This window comes from Myxococcales bacterium (assembly GCA_016720545.1).
GTDB lineage: Bacteria > Myxococcota_A > Polyangia > Polyangiales > Polyangiaceae > JAAFHV01.
This window is the reverse complement of record JADKKK010000008.1, coordinates 77,435-95,009: the sequence shown is the minus strand read 5'-3', so window position 1 is coordinate 95,009 and position 17,575 is coordinate 77,435. Positions and strand designations below refer to the sequence as shown.

Annotated in this window: 16 protein-coding genes and 1 tRNA gene; 5 read left to right on the top strand and 12 right to left on the bottom strand. The window is 72.1% G+C overall.

Going from position 1 to position 17,575, the window contains the following annotated elements; all coding sequences use genetic code 11:
- Positions 1-92: 92 nt before the first annotated feature.
- From IPQ09_17360 to IPQ09_17340, 5 genes are all read right to left on the bottom strand, one after another.
- The gene (locus IPQ09_17360) at positions 93-650 is read right to left on the bottom strand and encodes a hypothetical protein (GenBank protein MBL0195955.1); all 558 of its coding nucleotides are present in this window, start codon (positions 648-650) and stop codon (positions 93-95) included.
- A gap of 191 nt (positions 651-841) precedes the next feature.
- Positions 842-912, bottom strand: a tRNA-Gln gene (locus IPQ09_17355).
- An 81-nt stretch (positions 913-993) separates the two neighbouring features.
- Positions 994-2,841: a radical SAM protein gene (locus IPQ09_17350; protein ID MBL0195954.1), complete on the bottom strand. Its 1,848-nt coding sequence runs from the start codon at positions 2,839-2,841 to the stop codon at positions 994-996.
- A gap of 54 nt (positions 2,842-2,895) precedes the next feature.
- On the bottom strand, positions 2,896-3,279 hold the full coding sequence (locus IPQ09_17345) for a hypothetical protein (protein MBL0195953.1): 384 nt from the start codon (positions 3,277-3,279) through the stop codon (positions 2,896-2,898).
- Positions 3,276-3,872 (bottom strand): hypothetical protein, encoded by a 597-nt coding sequence (locus IPQ09_17340; protein MBL0195952.1) that lies wholly within the window; start codon positions 3,870-3,872, stop codon positions 3,276-3,278. Before IPQ09_17340 ends, IPQ09_17345 begins: the two co-directional genes overlap by 4 nt.
- On the opposite strand from IPQ09_17340, the gene IPQ09_17335 reads away from it, so the two are divergent.
- The 3 genes from IPQ09_17335 (at position 3,835) to IPQ09_17325 (ending at position 7,584) form a co-directional block, all read left to right on the top strand.
- The gene (locus IPQ09_17335) at positions 3,835-6,189 is read left to right on the top strand and encodes an ATP-dependent RecD-like DNA helicase (protein ID MBL0195951.1); all 2,355 of its coding nucleotides are present in this window, start codon (positions 3,835-3,837) and stop codon (positions 6,187-6,189) included. The two genes, IPQ09_17340 and IPQ09_17335, sit on opposite strands and share 38 nt — an antisense overlap.
- Positions 6,190-6,273: 84 nt before the next feature.
- A complete protein-coding gene (locus IPQ09_17330; GenBank protein ID MBL0195950.1) occupies positions 6,274-6,792 on the top strand; it encodes a hypothetical protein in 519 nt (172 codons plus the stop codon).
- 3 nt (positions 6,793-6,795) lie between these two features.
- On the top strand, positions 6,796-7,584 hold the full coding sequence (locus IPQ09_17325; GenBank protein ID MBL0195949.1) for a polysaccharide deacetylase family protein: 789 nt from the start codon (positions 6,796-6,798) through the stop codon (positions 7,582-7,584).
- 6 nt (positions 7,585-7,590) lie between these two features.
- Here the strand turns inward: IPQ09_17325 and IPQ09_17320 are convergent, their stop codons facing one another.
- The 6 genes from IPQ09_17320 to rplU all read right to left on the bottom strand — a co-directional run bounded on the left by IPQ09_17320 (position 7,591) and on the right by rplU (position 12,897).
- Positions 7,591-9,066 (bottom strand): HAMP domain-containing histidine kinase, encoded by a 1,476-nt coding sequence (locus IPQ09_17320; GenBank protein MBL0195948.1) that lies wholly within the window; start codon positions 9,064-9,066, stop codon positions 7,591-7,593.
- A 63-nt stretch (positions 9,067-9,129) separates the two neighbouring features.
- Positions 9,130-11,010, bottom strand: coding sequence for a ferrous iron transporter B (locus IPQ09_17315; protein MBL0195947.1), 1,881 nt, complete (start codon positions 11,008-11,010; stop codon positions 9,130-9,132).
- Positions 11,007-11,285, bottom strand: coding sequence for a ferrous iron transport protein A (locus IPQ09_17310; protein ID MBL0195946.1), 279 nt, complete (start codon positions 11,283-11,285; stop codon positions 11,007-11,009). Before IPQ09_17310 ends, IPQ09_17315 begins: the two co-directional genes overlap by 4 nt.
- 83 nt (positions 11,286-11,368) lie before the next feature.
- The gene (locus IPQ09_17305) at positions 11,369-12,250 is read right to left on the bottom strand and encodes an HAD hydrolase family protein (GenBank protein ID MBL0195945.1); all 882 of its coding nucleotides are present in this window, start codon (positions 12,248-12,250) and stop codon (positions 11,369-11,371) included.
- Between the two features lie 67 nt (positions 12,251-12,317).
- Complete coding sequence (gene rpmA, locus IPQ09_17300; GenBank protein ID MBL0195944.1) at positions 12,318-12,578, bottom strand: 50S ribosomal protein L27; 261 nt, start codon at positions 12,576-12,578, stop codon at positions 12,318-12,320.
- 10 nt (positions 12,579-12,588) lie between these two features.
- Positions 12,589-12,897, bottom strand: coding sequence for a 50S ribosomal protein L21 (rplU, locus tag IPQ09_17295; GenBank protein MBL0195943.1), 309 nt, complete (start codon positions 12,895-12,897; stop codon positions 12,589-12,591).
- Positions 12,898-13,198: 301 nt separating this feature from the next.
- Between rplU and IPQ09_17290 the strand changes: the two genes are divergently transcribed.
- Together IPQ09_17290 and IPQ09_17285 are read left to right on the top strand one after the other, a co-directional pair.
- Complete coding sequence (locus IPQ09_17290; GenBank protein ID MBL0195942.1) at positions 13,199-13,849, top strand: hypothetical protein; 651 nt, start codon at positions 13,199-13,201, stop codon at positions 13,847-13,849.
- 156 nt (positions 13,850-14,005) lie between these two features.
- Positions 14,006-15,619 carry a DUF1957 domain-containing protein gene (locus IPQ09_17285; GenBank protein ID MBL0195941.1) on the top strand — a complete coding sequence of 538 codons (1,614 nt, stop codon included), beginning with the start codon at positions 14,006-14,008 and terminating at the stop codon, positions 15,617-15,619.
- Positions 15,620-16,122: 503 nt separating this feature from the next.
- On the opposite strand, the gene IPQ09_17280 is transcribed toward IPQ09_17285, so the two are convergent.
- Positions 16,123-17,568, bottom strand: a complete 1,446-nt coding sequence (locus tag IPQ09_17280; GenBank protein MBL0195940.1) for a sigma-54-dependent Fis family transcriptional regulator — start codon at positions 17,566-17,568, stop codon at positions 16,123-16,125.
- Positions 17,569-17,575: the final 7 nt, after the last annotated feature.

Here is a 17,575-nt window from a genome sequence, read left to right as displayed (position 1 = left end):
CTAGCTAGCAGCAGTAGGACTCGTCGTCGCGCCTCGCACGGCTCGCAACTCGGACTCGGCGAAAATCCTCGGTCATCAAGCGGTTCGGCGCTCTAGTTCCCGACGCGGAAGCGGTAGTTCTTCGCGCCCTGCGAATCGTACTCGCTGCAGCCGAAGACGTCGATGGCGTCGACCGCTTCGCGTGTCCCTTTCGCGTCGACCGCGCGGCCGGTGTCGAAGGTCTGGATCGCGCCGCCGTTCAGCTGCGCGCTTCCTCGCACCGCCCAGGCCTGAGCGCCGGCGCGCGAGTCCCTGCACTTCGGCAGGCGCGCGTCCTCAGCGCGCACGGACACCTTTCCGCCGGCGTGGAGCTCGCCCTTCGCCTCGACCTCGCCGTTCGCGCGAAACACCAGGGTGGCGTCGCTGCCCGGGTGCGGGCCCGAGACCTTCACGTGGTAGTTCTGGGAGTACTGCGAGGCGTACGCCTGGCACCCGCCGAGGCTCGTGACCTCGAACCACACCGCGAGATCTCCGCCTTCGGTGAGCGGGATGCGTCCGTCGACCGTGCCGGTCGCGTCGCCGCTCGAGGGAATCTTCGACGAGAGGTCGACGTGCGCCACCTCGCCGCCGTTGCGCTGGTAGTGCCCCGTGAGGGCCCAGCAGTGGCCCACGTTGCTCGCACTATAGGGCGCGCGCAGCGGCCAAGGGCTCAGTTCGGCTGGATCGTCCGTTCCCCGCCTGCCACCCTCCTGCCACCCTCGCCGCGGTCGGTGGCATGCTCCCCGCCTTCCTTCGTCGGCTCGCCGGGCGCAGCGTGAGCCCGCCGCCGAAACCACCCCCAACCCCCCGTAACCCTTCTCAGTTCCAGCGCGTGGATTCGAACCACGATAAGCGGAATCAAAATCCGCTGTCCTGCCATTAGACGACGCCGGAGAACGCGGGGAAGCTAGCTTTCCTGGCCGGGAAAGGCAACCCGCCGGCCTCGCCGGGGCCGCGCGGTGGTCGAGCGCGTGGTCAGCCGTCGAGCACCTTGAGCCGCCGGCCGTCGAGGAGCTTGCGGCTGCCCTCCATCTCGGGCGTCTTCACGTACCGGGCCGCCTCGGTCGCTTCGGGGGAGGTCGCGTCCCACCGCGTGACGCCTTCGGGGAGCGGCCCTGGGAGCATCGGCTGCACCGTGCGCTCGAGGAGCTGGAAGTCGTGGCGCACCGAGAGGCTGAGCGGGAGCCCGCGCTCGGGCCCTCGTGCCTTGAACCACGCGCGGGCCGCGTTCACGTTCTGGATGAGCACCCAGTGCTGCGGGTCCTCCTTCGCCGCACGCGAGAACAGGTCCATCATCGCGTCCAAGTCGCCGCGCGCCTTCGCGAAGCACGCGAGGTGGTTGTACGCGAGGCCAGGGCACGGGTAGCCGAGCTCGAGCGCCCGGCGGACGTGGCGCTCGGCGAGGTCGAGCTCGCCGGCCTCGTAGTAGGCCGCGCCGAGGTCCATGTGCGCGGCGTGGTGGTCGCCGAGGCGCGCGAGGATGGCCTCGTACTCGGCCACGCCGTCGCGGTGCCCCACCTGAAGCCCGCTGTGCTCCGCGAACCACGCGTTCAGCGTCTCCAGGGTCTCGGCGTCGGCGTCGAACGGCGCCTTGTACTCTTGAAACGTGTCTGTGAAGTACACGTTTCTGTCGAGCCACCCGGCGCGCTCGGCGTCGTGGAAGTCGCGCGTGCCGGGGTAGATGGAGAGGCACGCGAAGATGTACTCGTGGGGCGAGGCGCGCTTCAGGAAACGCAGGGTCTCGGCGAAGGTCGCGCGGGTCTCGCCGCGGTTGCCGAGCATCATGAAGTACCGCACCTTGAGGCCGTAGCTCTTCGCGAGCCGGGTCGACGCGAGGATCTCCTCGACCGTGATCTTCTTGTCGATGCCGTCGAGGATGGCTTGCGAGCCGCTCTCCACGCCGAGCGAGATGCGCTCGCACCCGGCGAGGCGCATCTCGCGGAGCAGCTCGTCCGAGAGTACGTCGACCCGCGTGTCGCAGCTCCACAACAGCGACACCTCGCGCTCGCGCATGGCGCGGCACAGGGCGAGCACGCGCTTCTCGTTCGTGGTGAAGGTGTCGTCCTTGATCTGGAGCATCTTCACCGGCAGTTTCTCTGCGGCCGCCTGCATCGCCGACACCACGTAGTCGAGCGAGTTGGCGCGGAAGCCGCGGCCCCACGACGACTCGGCGCCGCAGAAGGTGCAGCTCCACGGGCACCCTCGCGAGGTCATCAAGATGTGCGTGGCGTACGCGCGCTGCGGGCACGCGAGCTCGTCGATGTGCTGCACGTTGCGCCGCTCGGGCGCCGTGTGCACTCGGCCCTCGGGGTCGCGGTACACGGTGCCCGCGAGGCCGCGCGGGTCCTCGCCACGCGCGAGGGCGTCGACGAGCTCGAGGAACGTGACGTCGCTCTCGCCCACGCACACGGTGTCGACCGCGCCGTAGCTCGAGAGCAGCTCGGGCCCGAGCGGCGTCGCGTGGGGGCCGCCCACGACCACGTGGGCGCGCGGGTGGGCGCGCTTGATCGCCTCGGCGACGAGCTTCACGCCGCGCCGGTTCGCGGTCCAGCAGCTCATGCCCCACACGTCCGCCTCGAGCTCGGTCACCAGCGCCTCGACGTTGCTCCATGGAAAAGACGAGAGGTTGAGGGTTTTTACCTGATGCCCCGCGCGCGTCGCGCCCGCGCCGAGCGCCAGCAGGCCGTAGGGGATCTGGTAGAAATCGGCGTCGAGATCGCCGGGGCGGTACTCGGCTGGCGGGCCGCCCTCTACCGGCGTGACGGCCGCCTCGCCCTCCGCGGGGTGCTTCCACGGGGGCGGGTAGAGCAGGACGATCCGCATGGCGCCACTGTACCGCGCGCGCGCGCGCCCGCTATCGCGACGCAAGCACGTACGTCACGCGCGCGCCCGGACGCCGGCGCGCCACGTCTGGAAGAGCCCGTGCGCGACCAGCAGCACGCCGACCACGCCGATCGGGACGCCCACGAACACCGCCCGCGGATCGGCGAGCAGGAACAGCGCGAGGAACGCCGAGAACGCCGAGAGAACGGCGCCTGCCACGGCGTGCCTAGGCATGGGGTGCTCGCCCTCGCCGAGGGCCTCGGAGAGCTCCTTGAGCTCGGCGCGGAGCTCACTCACGCGCACCTCGAGCGCGCGCACCTCCTCGGCCAGGCGAGCCGCCTCGTCCTCGCCCTCGGTGCTGGCGCGCACCTCGGCGAGCTCGGCCTCCAGCCGCTCGACGCGCTCTTCCGCGGCCCGCTCTTCGTCACGGTAGGTCAATCGGAGCCCTCCGCGGGCTTACGAATCGACAGCCAGCCGACGCCGCCCGCGCTGCCGAGGCCGAGGAGCATCATGGTCGAGAACAGCCCGCGGAGCTTGTCGGCGAGCGACAGCCTCGTCGAGGCCGGGCGGCGGAGCCTGCCCAGGCCGTCCCCCACGGGATCGTGAGGGATCCAGCAGGGCACCGGGCGATCGGTGGGCGGCCCGGAGGTGCGGAACGAGCTGCTTGGGCGCGCCGCCGGGTAGGCGAGGGTGGTCTCGTCGTCGACCACGCGGCAGGTGGTCTCGACCCAGGTGAGCGGCGCGCGCACGACGCGCACCTGGAGCGCGAGCCCGACGCCGAAGGCCGCGATGCCGAGGAGCGCGAGCAGGAGCGCGGCGCCGTTCTGGACGCGCACCGGCGCGTGGGCCGCGCGTCGCCGGCGCGTGACCGCTCGCTCGAGCTCGCTCGCCTCCTTCTGCAGCTTCTTCACGCGGCCGCGCGTCGCCGCCAGAACGCGGGGCCCGTCGTGCGCGCGCCGACGAGCCTCGGAGAGCGACGCCTCGAGCTCCGCGATGCGCTGGTGGAGCGCGCCGAGCGGCTCGTCGGTCATGCGCCGAGTCTGCCCTAGCGCGCTCCCCCGGCCGAGCGATATCCGCGCCGCGCCCCGCCGGTCCCGCCTGCGCCGCGTTTTTCGGGCCTCGCCGCGCGCGGTCGTGCACAGTGCGCCCATGCCCGCCACGCTCGAAGGCCAGGTCCTTCGCGTCACCTTCGAGAGCGAGACCACAGGCTTTCGCGTGGTGCGCGTCGCGGTCGCGGAGCGACCCGAGCCGGTCACGGTGGTCGGCGTGTTCCCGCGCGTGTATTCGGGCGCCGACGTGCGCGTCACCGGCTCGTTCGAGCGTGACCCTACCCACGGCGAGCAGCTCCGCGCGGACGGCCTCACGGTGCTCGAGCCGAAGACCCTCGACGGGCTCGAGCGGTACCTCGGCTCGGGGATCGTGCAGGGCATCGGCCCCTCGTACGCGAAGCGCATCGTCGAGGCCTTCGGCACGTCCACTCTGCGCGTGCTCGACGAGAGCCCCGAGCGGCTCCACGAGGTCTCGGGGCTGGGCAAGCGCCGCGTCGAGGCGATCGCCCACGCGTGGCGTGACAACCGCGCCCTCCACGACGTGATGGTGTTCCTCCAGACCCACGGCGCGACGCCCGCGCTCGCCGCGCGCATCGTGCGGAGATACGGGCCGCGCGCCGCGCAGATCGTCGCCGACGAGCCGTATCGCCTCGCCCTCGAGGTCGCCGGCATCGGCTTCCTGACGGCCGACCGTATCGCCGCGTCCGTGGGGGTCGCGCGCGACGCACCGCTCCGCCACCAAGCCGGCCTCGTACACACGCTCCGGCAGGAGACCGATCGCGGTCACACGTTCACCGTGAGTGACGCGCTCTTCGAGGCGGCCCGCGAGCACCTCGGCCGCCGCGCCCTCGACGGCACCGACGACGACGCGCTCGAGCGCGCGCTCCACGCCCTCGTGGTGGCCGGCTACGTGGTCGTCGATCGCGGCGAAAATGACAGCAAGAACGTATACTTGATTGATCTGTTCGAGGCCGAGGCCCGCCTCGCGCGGCGCTTCGTGGCGCTCGCTCGCAGCGCGCCGGCGCGGCCGCTCGTGCTCACCGACGAGGCGGTCGCGCGCGTCGAGAAGAGCGCGGGGGTTCCCCTGTCGGAGGAGCAGCGCGAGGCGCTCGCCGCCGCGGCGCGCTCACCTGTGCTCGTCGTCACGGGCGGTCCGGGGGTGGGGAAGACCACGCTGCTCCGGGCCATCCTCGCGGTGTACCGCGAGGCGCGCCTCACCGTGCGGCTCGCGGCCCCGACCGGGCGCGCGGCGAAGCGCATGGCCGAGTCGTCCGGCGGCGAGGCGACCACGCTGCACAGGCTGCTCGAGGTCGACCCGAAGACCGGCCAGTTCAAGCGCGACGAGCGCGCGCCGCTCGAGGGCGACGCCTTCGTCGTCGACGAGACCAGCATGGTGGACGTGCGCCTCGCCGACGCGCTCCTCCGCGCGGTGCCCGACGGGCGCCGGCTCGTGCTGCTCGGGGACGTGGATCAGCTCCCCAGCGTAGGGCCCGGCGCCGTGCTCTACGACGTCATCGCGTCGGGCGTCGTGCCCGTGGTGCGCCTCACCCAGATCTTTCGTCAGAGCGCGACGAGCAAGATCGTGCTGGCGGCGCACGCCATCAACCAGGGCGAGGCGCCGGAGTCCGCCAAGCGCGGCGAGGAGTCCGACTTCTTCGTCATAGCCTCGCGGGACGCGAAGACCACGCTGGAGCTCGTGCGCGAGCTGGTCCTGCGGCGCATCCCCGCGAAGTTCGGCCTCGACCCCACGCGCGACGTCCAGGTGCTCACGCCCATGAACCGCGGCCCGCTCGGTGCGCTCGCGCTCAACCAGGTGCTCCAGGCCGCGCTGAACCCGCCCCCCGCGGCGGGCTCGGCGGGGCTCGAGCGCCGCGGGCGCACCTTCCGCGCGGGCGACAAGGTCATGCAGCTGCGGAACGACTACGACAAGGCCGTGTTCAACGGCGACATGGGGGTCGTCGATCGCCTCCTGCCCGAGGGCGCGGGCCTCGTGGTGACCTACCCGGACCGCGAGGTGGAGTACGAGCTGTCGCACCTCGACGATCTCACGCTCGCCTATGCGTGTACAATACATAAATCGCAGGGCAGCGAGTACCCCGCGGTGGTCGTGCCGCTCTCGTCGTCGCACTTCGTGATGTTGGCCAAGAACCTCGTGTACACGGCGGTCACGCGGGGTCGGCGCCTCGTGGTGCTGGTCGCCGAGCCGCGCGCACTCGGGCTCGCCCTCTCCCCCGAGCGGTGGAGGGAGGAGCGCCGCGCGGGCCTCGGGCGGCGCCTCGTGCAGGAAGCCCGGCGGTAGAGCGAGACCTTTTGGAGGGATTCGGTACACTGGACGGGCTGCCCGCCACGAGAGCCCTCTCCGCGCGTGCGCGCCAAGAAAACCATGTTCCTGAAGCGCCTCATCGTTGGGCTGATCATAGGCGGAATCGCCGGCGCGATCGTGGCCGCGATCCTCGTGCAGGGGCTCGGCATGGCGGTCACCACGGGCGCGGGCGCCTTCGTGGCGTACCTCGCCGCCGCGGGCACCGGCGTGCTCACCGGCCTGGTCGCGGGCAAGCCCATCTGGGCGGCGGAGGGCCGCATCGAGGCGGGCCTCAAGGCGTTCTTCGGGATGCTGCTCGCGCTCGGCATGATGTTCGTCTTGCGCACCTGGGTGCACGTCGGCCTCGATCTCACCTCGCTCCGCGCGGGCTCGGGCAGCCTGGGCGATCTCCCCGCGGCGTACCTGCCGCTCATCGCCGGCCTGCTCGGCGGGTTCTTCGAGCTCGACAACTCCGGCGACGAGGCCAAGGAGGGCGAGGCGAAGGACGGCGCCAAGGTGCGCGTCGCGGCGTCGTCGGACGACGTTGACGCCGAGGAAGAGGTCGAGGACGAGCCCGCCCAGGCGAAGAAGCGGCGCTAGCCCATGGCGCCGGCGCGGGTGGCCTACTTCGCCGCGACCGTAGGGCTCTTCGCCGTGCCGGTGTGGAGCCTCGCGCGCGCGCCGCTCCCGCTCGGCCTGCTGCTCGGGTTGCTCCTCACGTACGGTGCGCTCACCACGCTCGGTGTGCTCTTCCTCGGTCTCCAGATGTACGTGGACGCGGTGATCCGTGGGCCGCGCGGCGCCCGCGGCCTTGTGCTCACGTTCGACGACGGCCCGCACCCGGTCCACACCCGCGCGGTGCTCGACGCGCTCGACGCGAAGTCCGTGCAGGGTACATTCTTCGTCATCGCGCGAAAGGCCGAGCAGCACCCCGAGCTCGTGCGCGAGATCGTGGCGCGCGGGCACGTGGTGGGGCTGCACTCGTACGCGCACGACCGCCTCTTCTCGCTGCGGTCGGCGAGCGCGGTGCGGCGCGATCTGACGCAGGGCATCGCGGCGCTGGAGGCCATGACGGGGGAGCGCCCGCGGCTCTTTCGGCCGCCGATCGGGCACACGAGCCCGATCATCGCGCGGGTCGTCGACGAGCTCGACCTCACGGTCGTTGGGTGGAGCGTGCGCGCGCGCGACGGGCTCGCGAGCACCACCCCGGCGGACGTGCTGCGCCGCGTGCTCCCCGGCGCAGAGGACGGCGCGATCGTGCTCCTCCACGACGCGGCGGAGCAGGGCGATCGCGAGCCCGCCGGAGTGCGCGCGCTGCCCTCGCTGCTCGACCGACTCGAGGCGGAGCGCATGCCGGTCGTGCCGCTCGAGGTGTTCCTCCGGGACGCGTGATCGCCGCTATTCGCTCTCGGCCGGGAGCGTGACGACGAAGCGCGCGCCCCCCTCGTAGGCCGGATCGAGCGTGATGGTGCCGCCGGCCGACTCCACGAGCCCACGACACACCGCGAGGCCGAGGCCCGTGCCTTGGCCAACGTCTTTCGTGGTGACGAAGGGCTCGAACACCCGCGAGGCCAGCGACGTCGGCACGCCCGGGCCCGTGTCCTCTACACGCACCTCGACGCGCTCGCCCGCGCTCCGCGCGAGCACCCGGATTTCGCGGGGTCCCTCGGCCGAGGCCACCGCGTCGGCGGCGTTCATCACGAGGTTCAGCAGCACCTGCAGCAGGCGTGACGCGGACATACCTACGCGTGGCGTGCCCTCCTCGACGCGCACGACGAGCGCCGCGTCCCGGAACGGACGCTGCGGGAGCGCGAGCGCCTCGAGATCCGCGAGTACGTCCTCGAGCCGCGCGCTCGCCCCGCGCTCGCTGGCCGCGGCGCTCGCTTCGGGCCGCGCGAAGTCGAGCAGATCCCGCAAGATGCCGTGAATGCGCTCGGTCTCGCGCTTCATGCGCGCGATGAAGTCCTGGCGCTCCTCCACGGGCAGCTCGGGGTCGGCCACGAGGTCGAGCATCGCGAGCACGGCGGTGAGCGGGTTGCCGATCTCGTGCGCGAGCCCCGCGGAGAGCCGCCCGACGCTGGCGAGCTGCTCGCTCCGTGCGAGCTGCGCGCGCGCCTCCGTGAGCGTCGTCGTCATGCGCGTGAGCTCTTCGACCTTCGCGCGGAGCGCCTGCTCGTCGTCGAGCAGCTTCGAGGCCATCGCGTCGACCGCGCGGCCGAGCTCGATGACCTCGCGAGCGCCACGCCGCGGCACCTCGAGCACGCGCGCACCTCGGGCCACGCGCTCGGCGGCGCCCGAGAGCTCTTCGATCGGGCGCACGAGCACGCGCGTGAGCACGAAGTAGGCGAACGCGAGCAGCGCGATCGCGAACACGAGCATGTAGAGTGCAACGACCTTCACGAGCGGCGCCGCGTTCACGGACTCCTCGTCGGTGGCCACGCGCACGACGACCGCGGCGGCTTTGGCGGGGAGGACGACGTCGAGGGCACGCCCGCGCGCGCCGTGGGCGGGCCGCGCGGACTCGCGGTAGGGGCGCGGCGGCGCCTCGAGCCGCGCGAGCTCGGCGAGCTCACCGGCCTCCACGACGCGCTGGCCGGAGAGGTCGAACACGGCGATCGCGCGGGCGCCGCCGCTGCCCACGTCGGCCGTCAGCACCGCGTCGAGATCGGCGAGCTGGCCCGTCTCGGTCGCGTGGGCCACGTGCGAGGCGACGGCGCGGCCGATCGAGTGGGCGGCGCGCTCGCGCGAGGCGAGCAGCGTCGCGCTGGTGACGCTCGCGATCGCGAAGAAGAGCGGCACGTAGGAGAGGAGCAGCACCCCGGCCAGCGAGAGCACGATCTGGAGGCGGAGGCCGGGGCCCTTGGCGGGTGTCACTCTCCAGAGACGCTACAGCCTTTCGCGCCCTCGCGCTGGCCGAGCGCGCCGCGGGCGCCTTGGCTACGTGAACGCGCGCGCCGCTTGGAACACGATCACCGCGAGCACGTAGGCGACCGCGTAGGTGTAGGCGAGCACGAACACGGGCCAGCGCAGGGTCTTCGTCTCGCGTCGGATCGCGGCCACCGTGCTCACGCACTGGCACGCGACGACGAAGAAGGCGAGCAGCGCGAGGGCGTTGGCCGTGCCATAACGTGGCGTCCCGTCTGGCTTTTTCGCGTCGCGAAGCTGGGCCGAGAGCGGCGACGGATCGTCCTCGTCGAGGTCCTCGAGGCCGAAGATGACGCCGAGGGTGCCCACCATGAGCTCGCGCGCGCCGAACGAGCCGATGAGGCCGACGTTGATGCGCCAGTCGAAGCCCGCCGGGCGCGTCACGGGCTCGAGCGCGTGCCCCACGGTGGCCGCGACCGAGCGCTCGATCGCGGTGGTCGCGTCGGGTCGCTGGAGCACGGTGGGCGCCGGCACCTTGAGCAGCACCCAGAGCACCGTCGACGCGACCACGATGGTGGTGCCGACGTCGCGGAGGAAACGTCGAGAGGCGCGCTGGGCCTTGCCGAGCACCACCCGCCACTCCGGGAGGCGGTAGCGGGGCAGCTCGAGCACGAGCGGCAGCGAGCGCCCCTTCGTGGCGGTGCGGCGCAGGGCCTGCGACGCGAGGAGGCCCGCGAGCACGCCCGCCGCGTAGAGCCCGAGGAACACGCCGGCGCGGAACACCGGCCCACGCGCGGCGAAGAACGTCGAAATCAGCAGCGCGTACGTGGGGATGCGCGCCGAACAGGTCATGAGCGGCAGCACGAGGATCGTGGTGAGGCGCTCGCGCGGATCGCGGACGATGCGCGTGGAGGAGATGGCCGGCACCGCGCACGCGTGCCCCATGAGGAGCGGCAGGAAGGCGCGGCCGCTGAGACCGAGGAGACGCAGCACGCGGTCGACCAAGAACGCGCCGCGCGACAGGTAGCCGCTCGCCTCGAGGAGATCGAGCGCGACGCTGAGCAGCACGATCTGCGGCATGAACGCGAGCACGGTGCCGGCGCCACTGAGCACGCCGTCGACGAGGAAGGACGAGACGAGGTTCTGCCCGAGGCGCGCCCCGAGCCGCGTGCGCGCGAACCCGAGCGCGGCGTCCATCGCGGCGCTGGCAGGGTCGGCCACGAGGAACACGATCGAGAAGAGCGCGCTCATGATCGCGAGGAAAATGAGGGGCCCCAGCACCGGGTGCATGAGGGTGCGGTCGGCGCGCTGGGTGAACCCTGCACCCTGCGTCTCGCGGGCCGGCGCGACCTCGAGCGCGAGGGCCGCGGGGTCGAAGTCCGCTCGCGGCGAGGCCGGCGCCCGGGTCGCGAGCAAGGCGAGGACGCGCTCGCGGCAGTCGGCGCGCCTCGCGCTCACGCCCAGCACCGGCACCCCGAGCTCGTCCTCGAGGCGCCGTTCGTCGAGGTGTCGACCGTCGCCTTCGAGGACGTCGATCTGGGTCACGACGAGATAGAGCGGCCACTGCGCCGCCGCCAGCTCTCGGGTGAGCCGGAGCCCGAGCGCGAGCTGCGAGCCGTCGAGCACCTGCACGAGGGCGAAGCCGGGCCGCGCGCTCTCTCGCTCGATGAACGCGCGCGCGACCCCCTCGTCGGTTTCGGGATCGTGCGCGGACTCGAGGGAGTAGAGCCCCGGCAAGTCGTAGAGCGTCGCCTCGCCCCCGCCGCTCAGCGCGACATTGGCTTCGAGCACGTCGACGGTGATCCCAGGGAAATTTCCGACGTTCGCGTGCCCGCCGGTGAGGACGTTGTAGAGCGAGCTCTTGCCCGAGTTCGGGCGCCCGACCAGGGCCACGCGGTGAAGCGCCGGCGCCGCGTCGCGGGTGACCGCGTCCTGGTGGCAGTCGGCCGTCATGGGTCGTCGGCGACCACGATTCCCTTGGCCAGCGGCGCGCCGAGCGCGAACTCGCCGCCGGCTTCGGTCGCGATGTGGAGCGGTCCGCCGAGCAGCGCGCGTCGAAGCACGGTCAGCGTCTCGCCGACGCCGATGCCCACGGCCGAGAGCCATGCCGCGTCGCCCGGATCGAGGCGCACCTCGACGACACGCCCAGAGGCGCCGTTCGCGAGCGAGTCGAGCGTACGCGCCGGCGCGCTGCGAGCTAGCGACGGGGGCGACGAGGGCGGTGGCACGCGCTCTCTCTTAGTACGAAACCCGCCCGCGCGATCAGGATGGCGATCGAGACGGCGGGCGGGCGCGCGCGGGTGACCGCGGGTCAGTGGATGCGCACTCCGAAGCACTCGCGCACGGCGCGGGCGATGCCGCCGCCTTCCTCGCTGGTCTCGGCGCACACGTCGGTGGCCACCTGCTTCACCGCCTCGGGCGCCTGCCCCATCGCGAACGCGCGGCCGCTCACGTTGAACATGGGCACGTCGTTCAGCCAGTCGCCCACGCAGACGGTCTCGGCCAAGCTGCAACCGTGGTGCTCCGCGAGCCACTCGAGGGCGGTGCCCTTGGTCCCGCCCGAGGCGCGCGCGATGAGCCCCCAGTTGCCGGGCACGCGCTTCACCGGGAACGCCGCCACCTGCGCGCGCCGCTTGCAGTCGCGCTGGATGTCGTCGACCGCGGAGGTGATCGCCGCCTCGGGCCCGAGCCCCACGACGGCGGTGAGGCCGGCCTGCGCCTTCCAGAGCCCGTGCTCCGACACGAGGGTCGCGCGCTGCATGTCGGCCGACCAGGTGCGGAGGTAGGGCAGGTAGCTCTCGCCGTCCCGGTCGTAGACGATGGCGTCGCCCGCGAACAGGAAGGTGGCGAGGTTGTTGCGGACGACGGCCTCGCGGAGCTTCTTTGCGCTCGCGCCACGGATGCCGTGGTGGACGAGGGTCTCGTCGTTCGAGACGCGCACCACGTGGCTCCCGTCGGCGCAGGCGACGGGCCCCTTGATGCCCACGATCTCGGCGCTCGTGCGGGTGCCCGAGTACAGCCGACCCGTGATGATGCTCACCGCCACGCCGCTGCGCATGAGCGCCTGCATGGCGCGCACGTCGCGCTCGTGAGGCTCGCCGTTGTGGTTCAACAGCGTGCCGTCAAGATCGACGGCCAAGAGCTTGTAGCCCTTGGCCGTCGCGCGTCGCCATCTGTCCCCCGACGCTGCCATTCCTCTTGTCATCCCTCGCCATCCCCCCGGCGATCGATCCCCCGGCTACCCCCGCTGCAGTCCCTGATCAGGGCGCTGCGGGGTAGACGGAGACCTTCTTCTGGGTCTTCGTGCGCCACTCGTATTTGACGACGCCGTCGATGAGCGAGAAGATCGTGAAGTCTTTCCCGAGGCCGGCGTTCTTGCCGGCGGCGAACGTGGAGCCGACCTGGCGGACGAGGATGCTACCTGCGGTGACCTTCTCGCCGCCGTACACCTTCACGCCGCGGCGCTGGGAGTTCGAATCGCGGCCGTTCCTGGTGCTGCCCGCGCCTTTTTTGTGAGCCATGGCGTTCTCCTCAGCCCTTGATGCTGGTGATTTGGAGGGTGGTGATGGGCTGGCGGTGGCCGGCCTTGCGGCGGTAGTTCTTCCGGCGGCGGAACTTGAAGACGATGATCTTCTCGCCGCGGCCCTGCCCGGTGATCTTGGCCTCGACCGAGGCGCCGGCCACCATGGGCTGGCCGATCTTCATCGAGTCGCCGCCGACGAGCAGGACCTCACTGAGGGTGACGACGTCGCCCACGCTGCCCGCGAGCTTCTCGACGCGGAGCGTGTCGCCCTGCGAGACCCGATATTGCTTTCCGCCCGTTCTGATAACCGCGTACATGGGGTGTCCCTCTTCTTGGGCCGACCGATGCGGAGGCGTTCTCCGACCGCGGCGGCGGGGTTTTCCGCATCAAGAAGCGACTTCCAGATGCGGGACGCGGGAGTATACGTACGGGGCGGCTCTTGTAAAGAGCAAAGGGAGGGCGGGCGCGGCCGCCGGTGAGGCGAGGCCGGGCGGAGTGGTCGGCGCGGGCGCGGGGTGAAAAGCCCGCGGGAGTTTGTCATACTGCGTGCTCCTCCCTGGTGGACGGGGCCACCCCTCGCTCACCCGTCCTCGAGAGCCCCCTGCCATGGTGCCCCGCATGCCCGCCCCGCGACTGTCCGCGTTCCTTCCCATCGCGCTCGCCGTCGCGCTCGGCGCCGGGGCGAGCGTGGCGTGCAGCAGCCAGGATCCGGGGGCCTACGAGATCGTGCCCCGGCGCACGGCGGGCCCGGTCGTGCTGCCCACCGGCACCGCCACGACTCCACCGCCCGGTGACGGCGGCGGCGGCGGCGGCGACGGGGGCCGCGACGGCGGCGGTGGCACGAGCGTGGTCTTCGACAAGCCGTACGCGGCGCCGGGCGCGCCCGACACGGCCACCATCGCGTCGAAGCACCCGAACGGCACGAACGGCCCCACCACCATCGCGATGGCCAAGACCACCGACTGCACGAGCTGCCACCGCATGGGCGGGACGGCGGCGGGCGCGATCTTTCTCATCGCTGGCGTCACCAAGCCGAACGCGGAGGTCGGCGTGAAGCTCACGGTGGGCGGCGGCAAGGTCGTGACCACCCGCGCCACGCAGGAGGGCTACTTCTACATCGAGAGCGGCGATTCCATTTCGGGCGCGAAGGTGTCGGTGCGCGACTCTCAGAGCAATTTCTCCGACATGGGCGGGCCGCTCGCGAGCGGCGCCTGCAACCAACCCGCGTGCCACGGCGGCACGCAGGGCGACGTGTTCAAGGGCAAGTAGGGCGCCGCTCGCGCTCGCGCCTTGCGGGGTGCCTCGGCCCTTCATCTCGCTCGTCGCGCGCATGTCGCGCGCATGTCGCGCACGTCGCGCGCACGTGGCGAGCGTGGCAGGCACGCAGGTCACCACCCCGCGCGCCTTTTCGTCCATACTCTCCCCATGGCGAAGGGCTACCTCGCGCTCGTCCTCCACGCGCACCTGCCGTTCGTGCGCCACCCGGAGCACGAGCGCCACCTCGAGGAGCGCTGGCTCTACGAGGCGCTCTTGGAGTGCTACCTGCCCATCGTCGAGGCGCTCGATCGCCTCCGCGACGGGGGCGTGCCTTACGCGCTTACGATGAGCCTCACGCCGCCGCTGGCGGCGATGCTCGGCGACGAGCTGTTGCGTGGGCGCTTCGGCGCCCACCTGAAGCGCCTCGAGGACCTGGCCGAGCAGGAGGCCACACGCGTGGGGGACGACCCCCGCTTCGCGCCGATCGTGGCGTTCTATCGCGCGCAGCTCGCGGGCGCGCGCGTCGTGTGGGAGCGGCACGGCGGGCGGGTCATCGACGCGCTGGTGAGCCACTGGGACTCCGGCGGCCTCGAGCTGCTCGCGTGCTCGGCGACCCACGCCTATCTCCCCGGCATGCTGCCCGCGCCGGAGGGCATTCGCCCGCAGCTCGAGCTCGGCATGCGCGGGTTCGAGGCGCTCACCGGCCGCCGCCCCGCCGGCGCCTGGCTCGCCGAGTGCGCGTACCATCCCGACCTCGACGACGCGCTCTCGCAAGCGGGTGTAAAATACACGATCCTCGACAGCCACGGCCTCGAGAACGCGGAGCCGCGCCCGCCGTTCGGTGTGCACGCGCCCATCCTCTCGCCCGGTGGGACGGCGTTCTTCGGGCGCGATCCCGAGTCGAGCCGGGTGGTGTGGTCGCGCAGCGAGGGCTACCCCGGCGACGTCTACTACCGCGATTTCTATCGCGATATCGGCTTCGACTTGGACGAGTCCGAGCTGGCCGGCGAGGTGGGGCCGTTCGGGGCCCGCGTCATGACCGGGCTCAAGTACTACCGAATCACGGGCGACACCGATCACAAGGAGCCCTACATGCCCGGCGAGGCCCGCGCGCGCGCGTGGGAGCACGCCGGCGACTTCGTGCGCGGTCGCAGGGCGCAGGTCGAGCGGCTGTGCGAGTCGGGCGCGACGGCCGGGACGCCTGTGGTCGTGGCGCCCTACGACGCCGAGCTGTTCGGGCACTGGTGGTTCGAGGGGCCGTGGTTCCTCGAGGCGATGTTCCGCAGGCTCGCCGAGGAAGAGCGCGCCTGCCCCGGCGTGCTCGAGGCCACCACCCTCGGCCACTACTTGGCGCGCGAGCCCACGTGCGCCGAGGCCACTCCGTGCGCCTCATCGTGGGGCGCGGGCGGGTACGGCGAGGTGTGGGTGGGGCCCGAGGCGGCGTGGACCTGGCGCCACGTGCACCACGCGACCCGCTGGGTGAAGGACCTGGTCGTGCAGCACCGCGAGGTGGACGGCGTACGGGGGCAGGCGCTCGATCAGCTCATCCGCGAGCTCCTGCTGCTCCAGTCGAGCGACTGGAACTTCATCCTGCGCACCGCCACCTCGATCGGCTACGCCGAGGCCCGCCTCCGCGCGCACACGCACCGGCTGCGCCACCTCGCGTACCTGCTCGACAAGGCCCAACTAGACGCCGACGACGTCGCCTTCATCGCCGACGTGGCCACCCGCGACAACCTGCTCGCGCCGCTGACGTCGAGCCAGCTCCGCTCGGTGTTCTGACTCCGCGCCGGCCTCGTGCGGGCTAGTCCCCTGGAGTCGTGGTTCGTATCAGAAGTCCGGTCTTCGGTGTCATGCCGAGGAGCGAGGGGGTGCCCCGTTTTCGGCGGCGGCGGGCCCGTCCTCAACTCGGTCGTCGTTCCGCGCGGTGGAGGCGGCGCTTTGCGCTCAGGGGGCAGTGGTTTCGGGTGTGACCGCGCGAGAACGCCGACCCTCGAACATGAGTATCCTCCCACCGCCGCCGAAAACGGGACACCCCCTCGCTCCCTTGTGGCGAAAGGCCGAGCCGCGCGACTTCTGGAAGGGATCACGCTTCCAGGGGACTAGTAGCAGCCCGTTGATAAACTCCCGTCGCCCGCGCGCCGCCGCATCGGCACGGGCTGCGTTGCGATCCTCCGGTGCCTGCTCACCTGCAAAAGCAGGCTCCGCGGGCTCCTCGGATCGCGCCTTGCCCGATGCCGCGCGGACGACGCGCGGGCTCGGTCCGTTTATCAACAGGCTGCTAGCTAGTGCTTGTATTCTGCAGGCTTTAGCGCGTGCCGTCGGAGGAGATCGTAGAAGTCGGTGCGGTTCCGGCCGGCCAGGCGCGCCGCGACGCTCACGTTCCCCGCCGCCCGGCGGAGCACTGCGGTCAGGTAGGCGCGCTCGAGCGCATCGCGCGCGTCTTTCAGCGGCGGCGGCTCGTCGCCGGCCTCGGACTCGAAGCGCTCGAACGCGCCGGCGAGCGCCGCGTCGAGGTCGACCACGGCGCGCGAGGGCGCGCTCGCGACGCCGATGCCCGGCAGGCGATCGAGCTCCACCTCGCCGCCCCGCGCGAGGAGCACGGCGGCCTCCATGGCGTTCGCCAGCTCGCGCACGTTGCCCGGCCACGTGTGCCCCGACAGCGCGGCGAGGGCCTCGGGGCCAAGTGCAGGCGCGGCGCGCTTGTGACGCGCCGCCGCGCGTTCGAGGAAGAGCTCCGCGAGCAGCGGCACGTCGCCCGCGCGGTCCCGCAGCGGAGGGAGCGACACGGGCACCACGAAGAGCCGATAGAACAGATCTTCTCGGAAGCGCTTCTCGGAGACCTCGAGGCGCAGGTCGCGGTTCGTGGCCGTGACGATGCGCGCGTCGGTCTCCTCTTCGCGCGTGGAGCCCACGCGGCAGAACTTGCGGGTCTCGAGGACGCGCAGGAGCTTCGCCTGCACCTCCAGGCTCGCCTCGCCCACCTCGTCGAGGAACAGCGTGCCCCCGCGCGCCGCCGCGAAGAGGCCCTCGCGCGACTCCCCCGCGCCGGTGAACGCGCCCTTCAGGTGCCCGAAGAGGGTGCTCTCGAGGAGGGTGGGGGCGAGCGCGGCGCAGTTGATGGTCACGAACGGGCCGGCCTGTCGCGGCGAGAGCGAGTGGAGGGTGCGCGCCGCGAGCTCCTTCCCGGTGCCCGACTCGCCGAGGATGAGCACGGTGGCGTCGGTGGGGGCGAGGCGCGCCAACACGTCCCGCACCTCGCGGATGGCCGGGCTCGCGCCGACCATCGTGCCCTGTCCGGCGTCGTCGCCCACGATGCGTCGCAGCCCTCGCACCTCGCGACGGAGGCGGGTGGCCTCGACCGCGTGCGCCACGTTCTGGAGGAGCTCGTGCTCGGCGAGGGGCTTCAGCAGGTAGCCGAACGCGCCGGCTCGCATCGCCGAGACCGCGCTCTCGACCGAGCCGTCGGCGGTGAGCACGAGCACGGCGACCTCCGGGCAGCGCTGCCGGGCCTCGCGGAGCACGTCGAAGCCGTCCTCTCGGCCGAGGCGCAGATCGAGCAAAATGGCGTCGATCGTCGAGCGCCCGAGGAGATCCACCGCGCTCCGTACGTCGTGCGCCAGCGCGACGTCGCGGTGCCCCTTCGCGGAGAGCTGGAGCTCCAGGAGCGCGCAGAGCTCCACGTCGTCGTCGACGAGCAGCAGCCGCGTCGCTTTCGAGAGGTAAGGCATGCGCGCC

What these genes read in the sequence shown, in the direction of transcription:
- rpmA (MBL0195944.1), bottom strand. Translation starts at nt 12,578, where the DNA reads ATGGCTCACAAAAAAGGCGCGGGCAGCACCAGGAACGGCCGCGATTCG.
- IPQ09_17290 (MBL0195942.1), top strand. Translation starts at nt 13,199, where the DNA reads ATGCCCGCCCCGCGACTGTCCGCGTTCCTTCCCATCGCGCTCGCCGTC.
- rplU (MBL0195943.1), bottom strand. Translation starts at nt 12,897, where the DNA reads ATGTACGCGGTTATCAGAACGGGCGGAAAGCAATATCGGGTCTCGCAG.
- IPQ09_17315 (MBL0195947.1), bottom strand. Translation starts at nt 11,010, where the DNA reads ATGACGGCCGACTGCCACCAGGACGCGGTCACCCGCGACGCGGCGCCG.
- IPQ09_17325 (MBL0195949.1), top strand. Translation starts at nt 6,796, where the DNA reads ATGGCGCCGGCGCGGGTGGCCTACTTCGCCGCGACCGTAGGGCTCTTC.
- IPQ09_17280 (MBL0195940.1), bottom strand. Translation starts at nt 17,568, where the DNA reads ATGCCTTACCTCTCGAAAGCGACGCGGCTGCTGCTCGTCGACGACGAC.
- IPQ09_17340 (MBL0195952.1), bottom strand. Translation starts at nt 3,872, where the DNA reads ATGACCGACGAGCCGCTCGGCGCGCTCCACCAGCGCATCGCGGAGCTC.
- IPQ09_17350 (MBL0195954.1), bottom strand. Translation starts at nt 2,841, where the DNA reads ATGCGGATCGTCCTGCTCTACCCGCCCCCGTGGAAGCACCCCGCGGAG.
- IPQ09_17335 (MBL0195951.1), top strand. Translation starts at nt 3,835, where the DNA reads ATGCGCTGGTGGAGCGCGCCGAGCGGCTCGTCGGTCATGCGCCGAGTC.
- IPQ09_17305 (MBL0195945.1), bottom strand. Translation starts at nt 12,250, where the DNA reads ATGGCAGCGTCGGGGGACAGATGGCGACGCGCGACGGCCAAGGGCTAC.
- IPQ09_17285 (MBL0195941.1), top strand. Translation starts at nt 14,006, where the DNA reads ATGGCGAAGGGCTACCTCGCGCTCGTCCTCCACGCGCACCTGCCGTTC.
- IPQ09_17330 (MBL0195950.1), top strand. Translation starts at nt 6,274, where the DNA reads ATGTTCCTGAAGCGCCTCATCGTTGGGCTGATCATAGGCGGAATCGCC.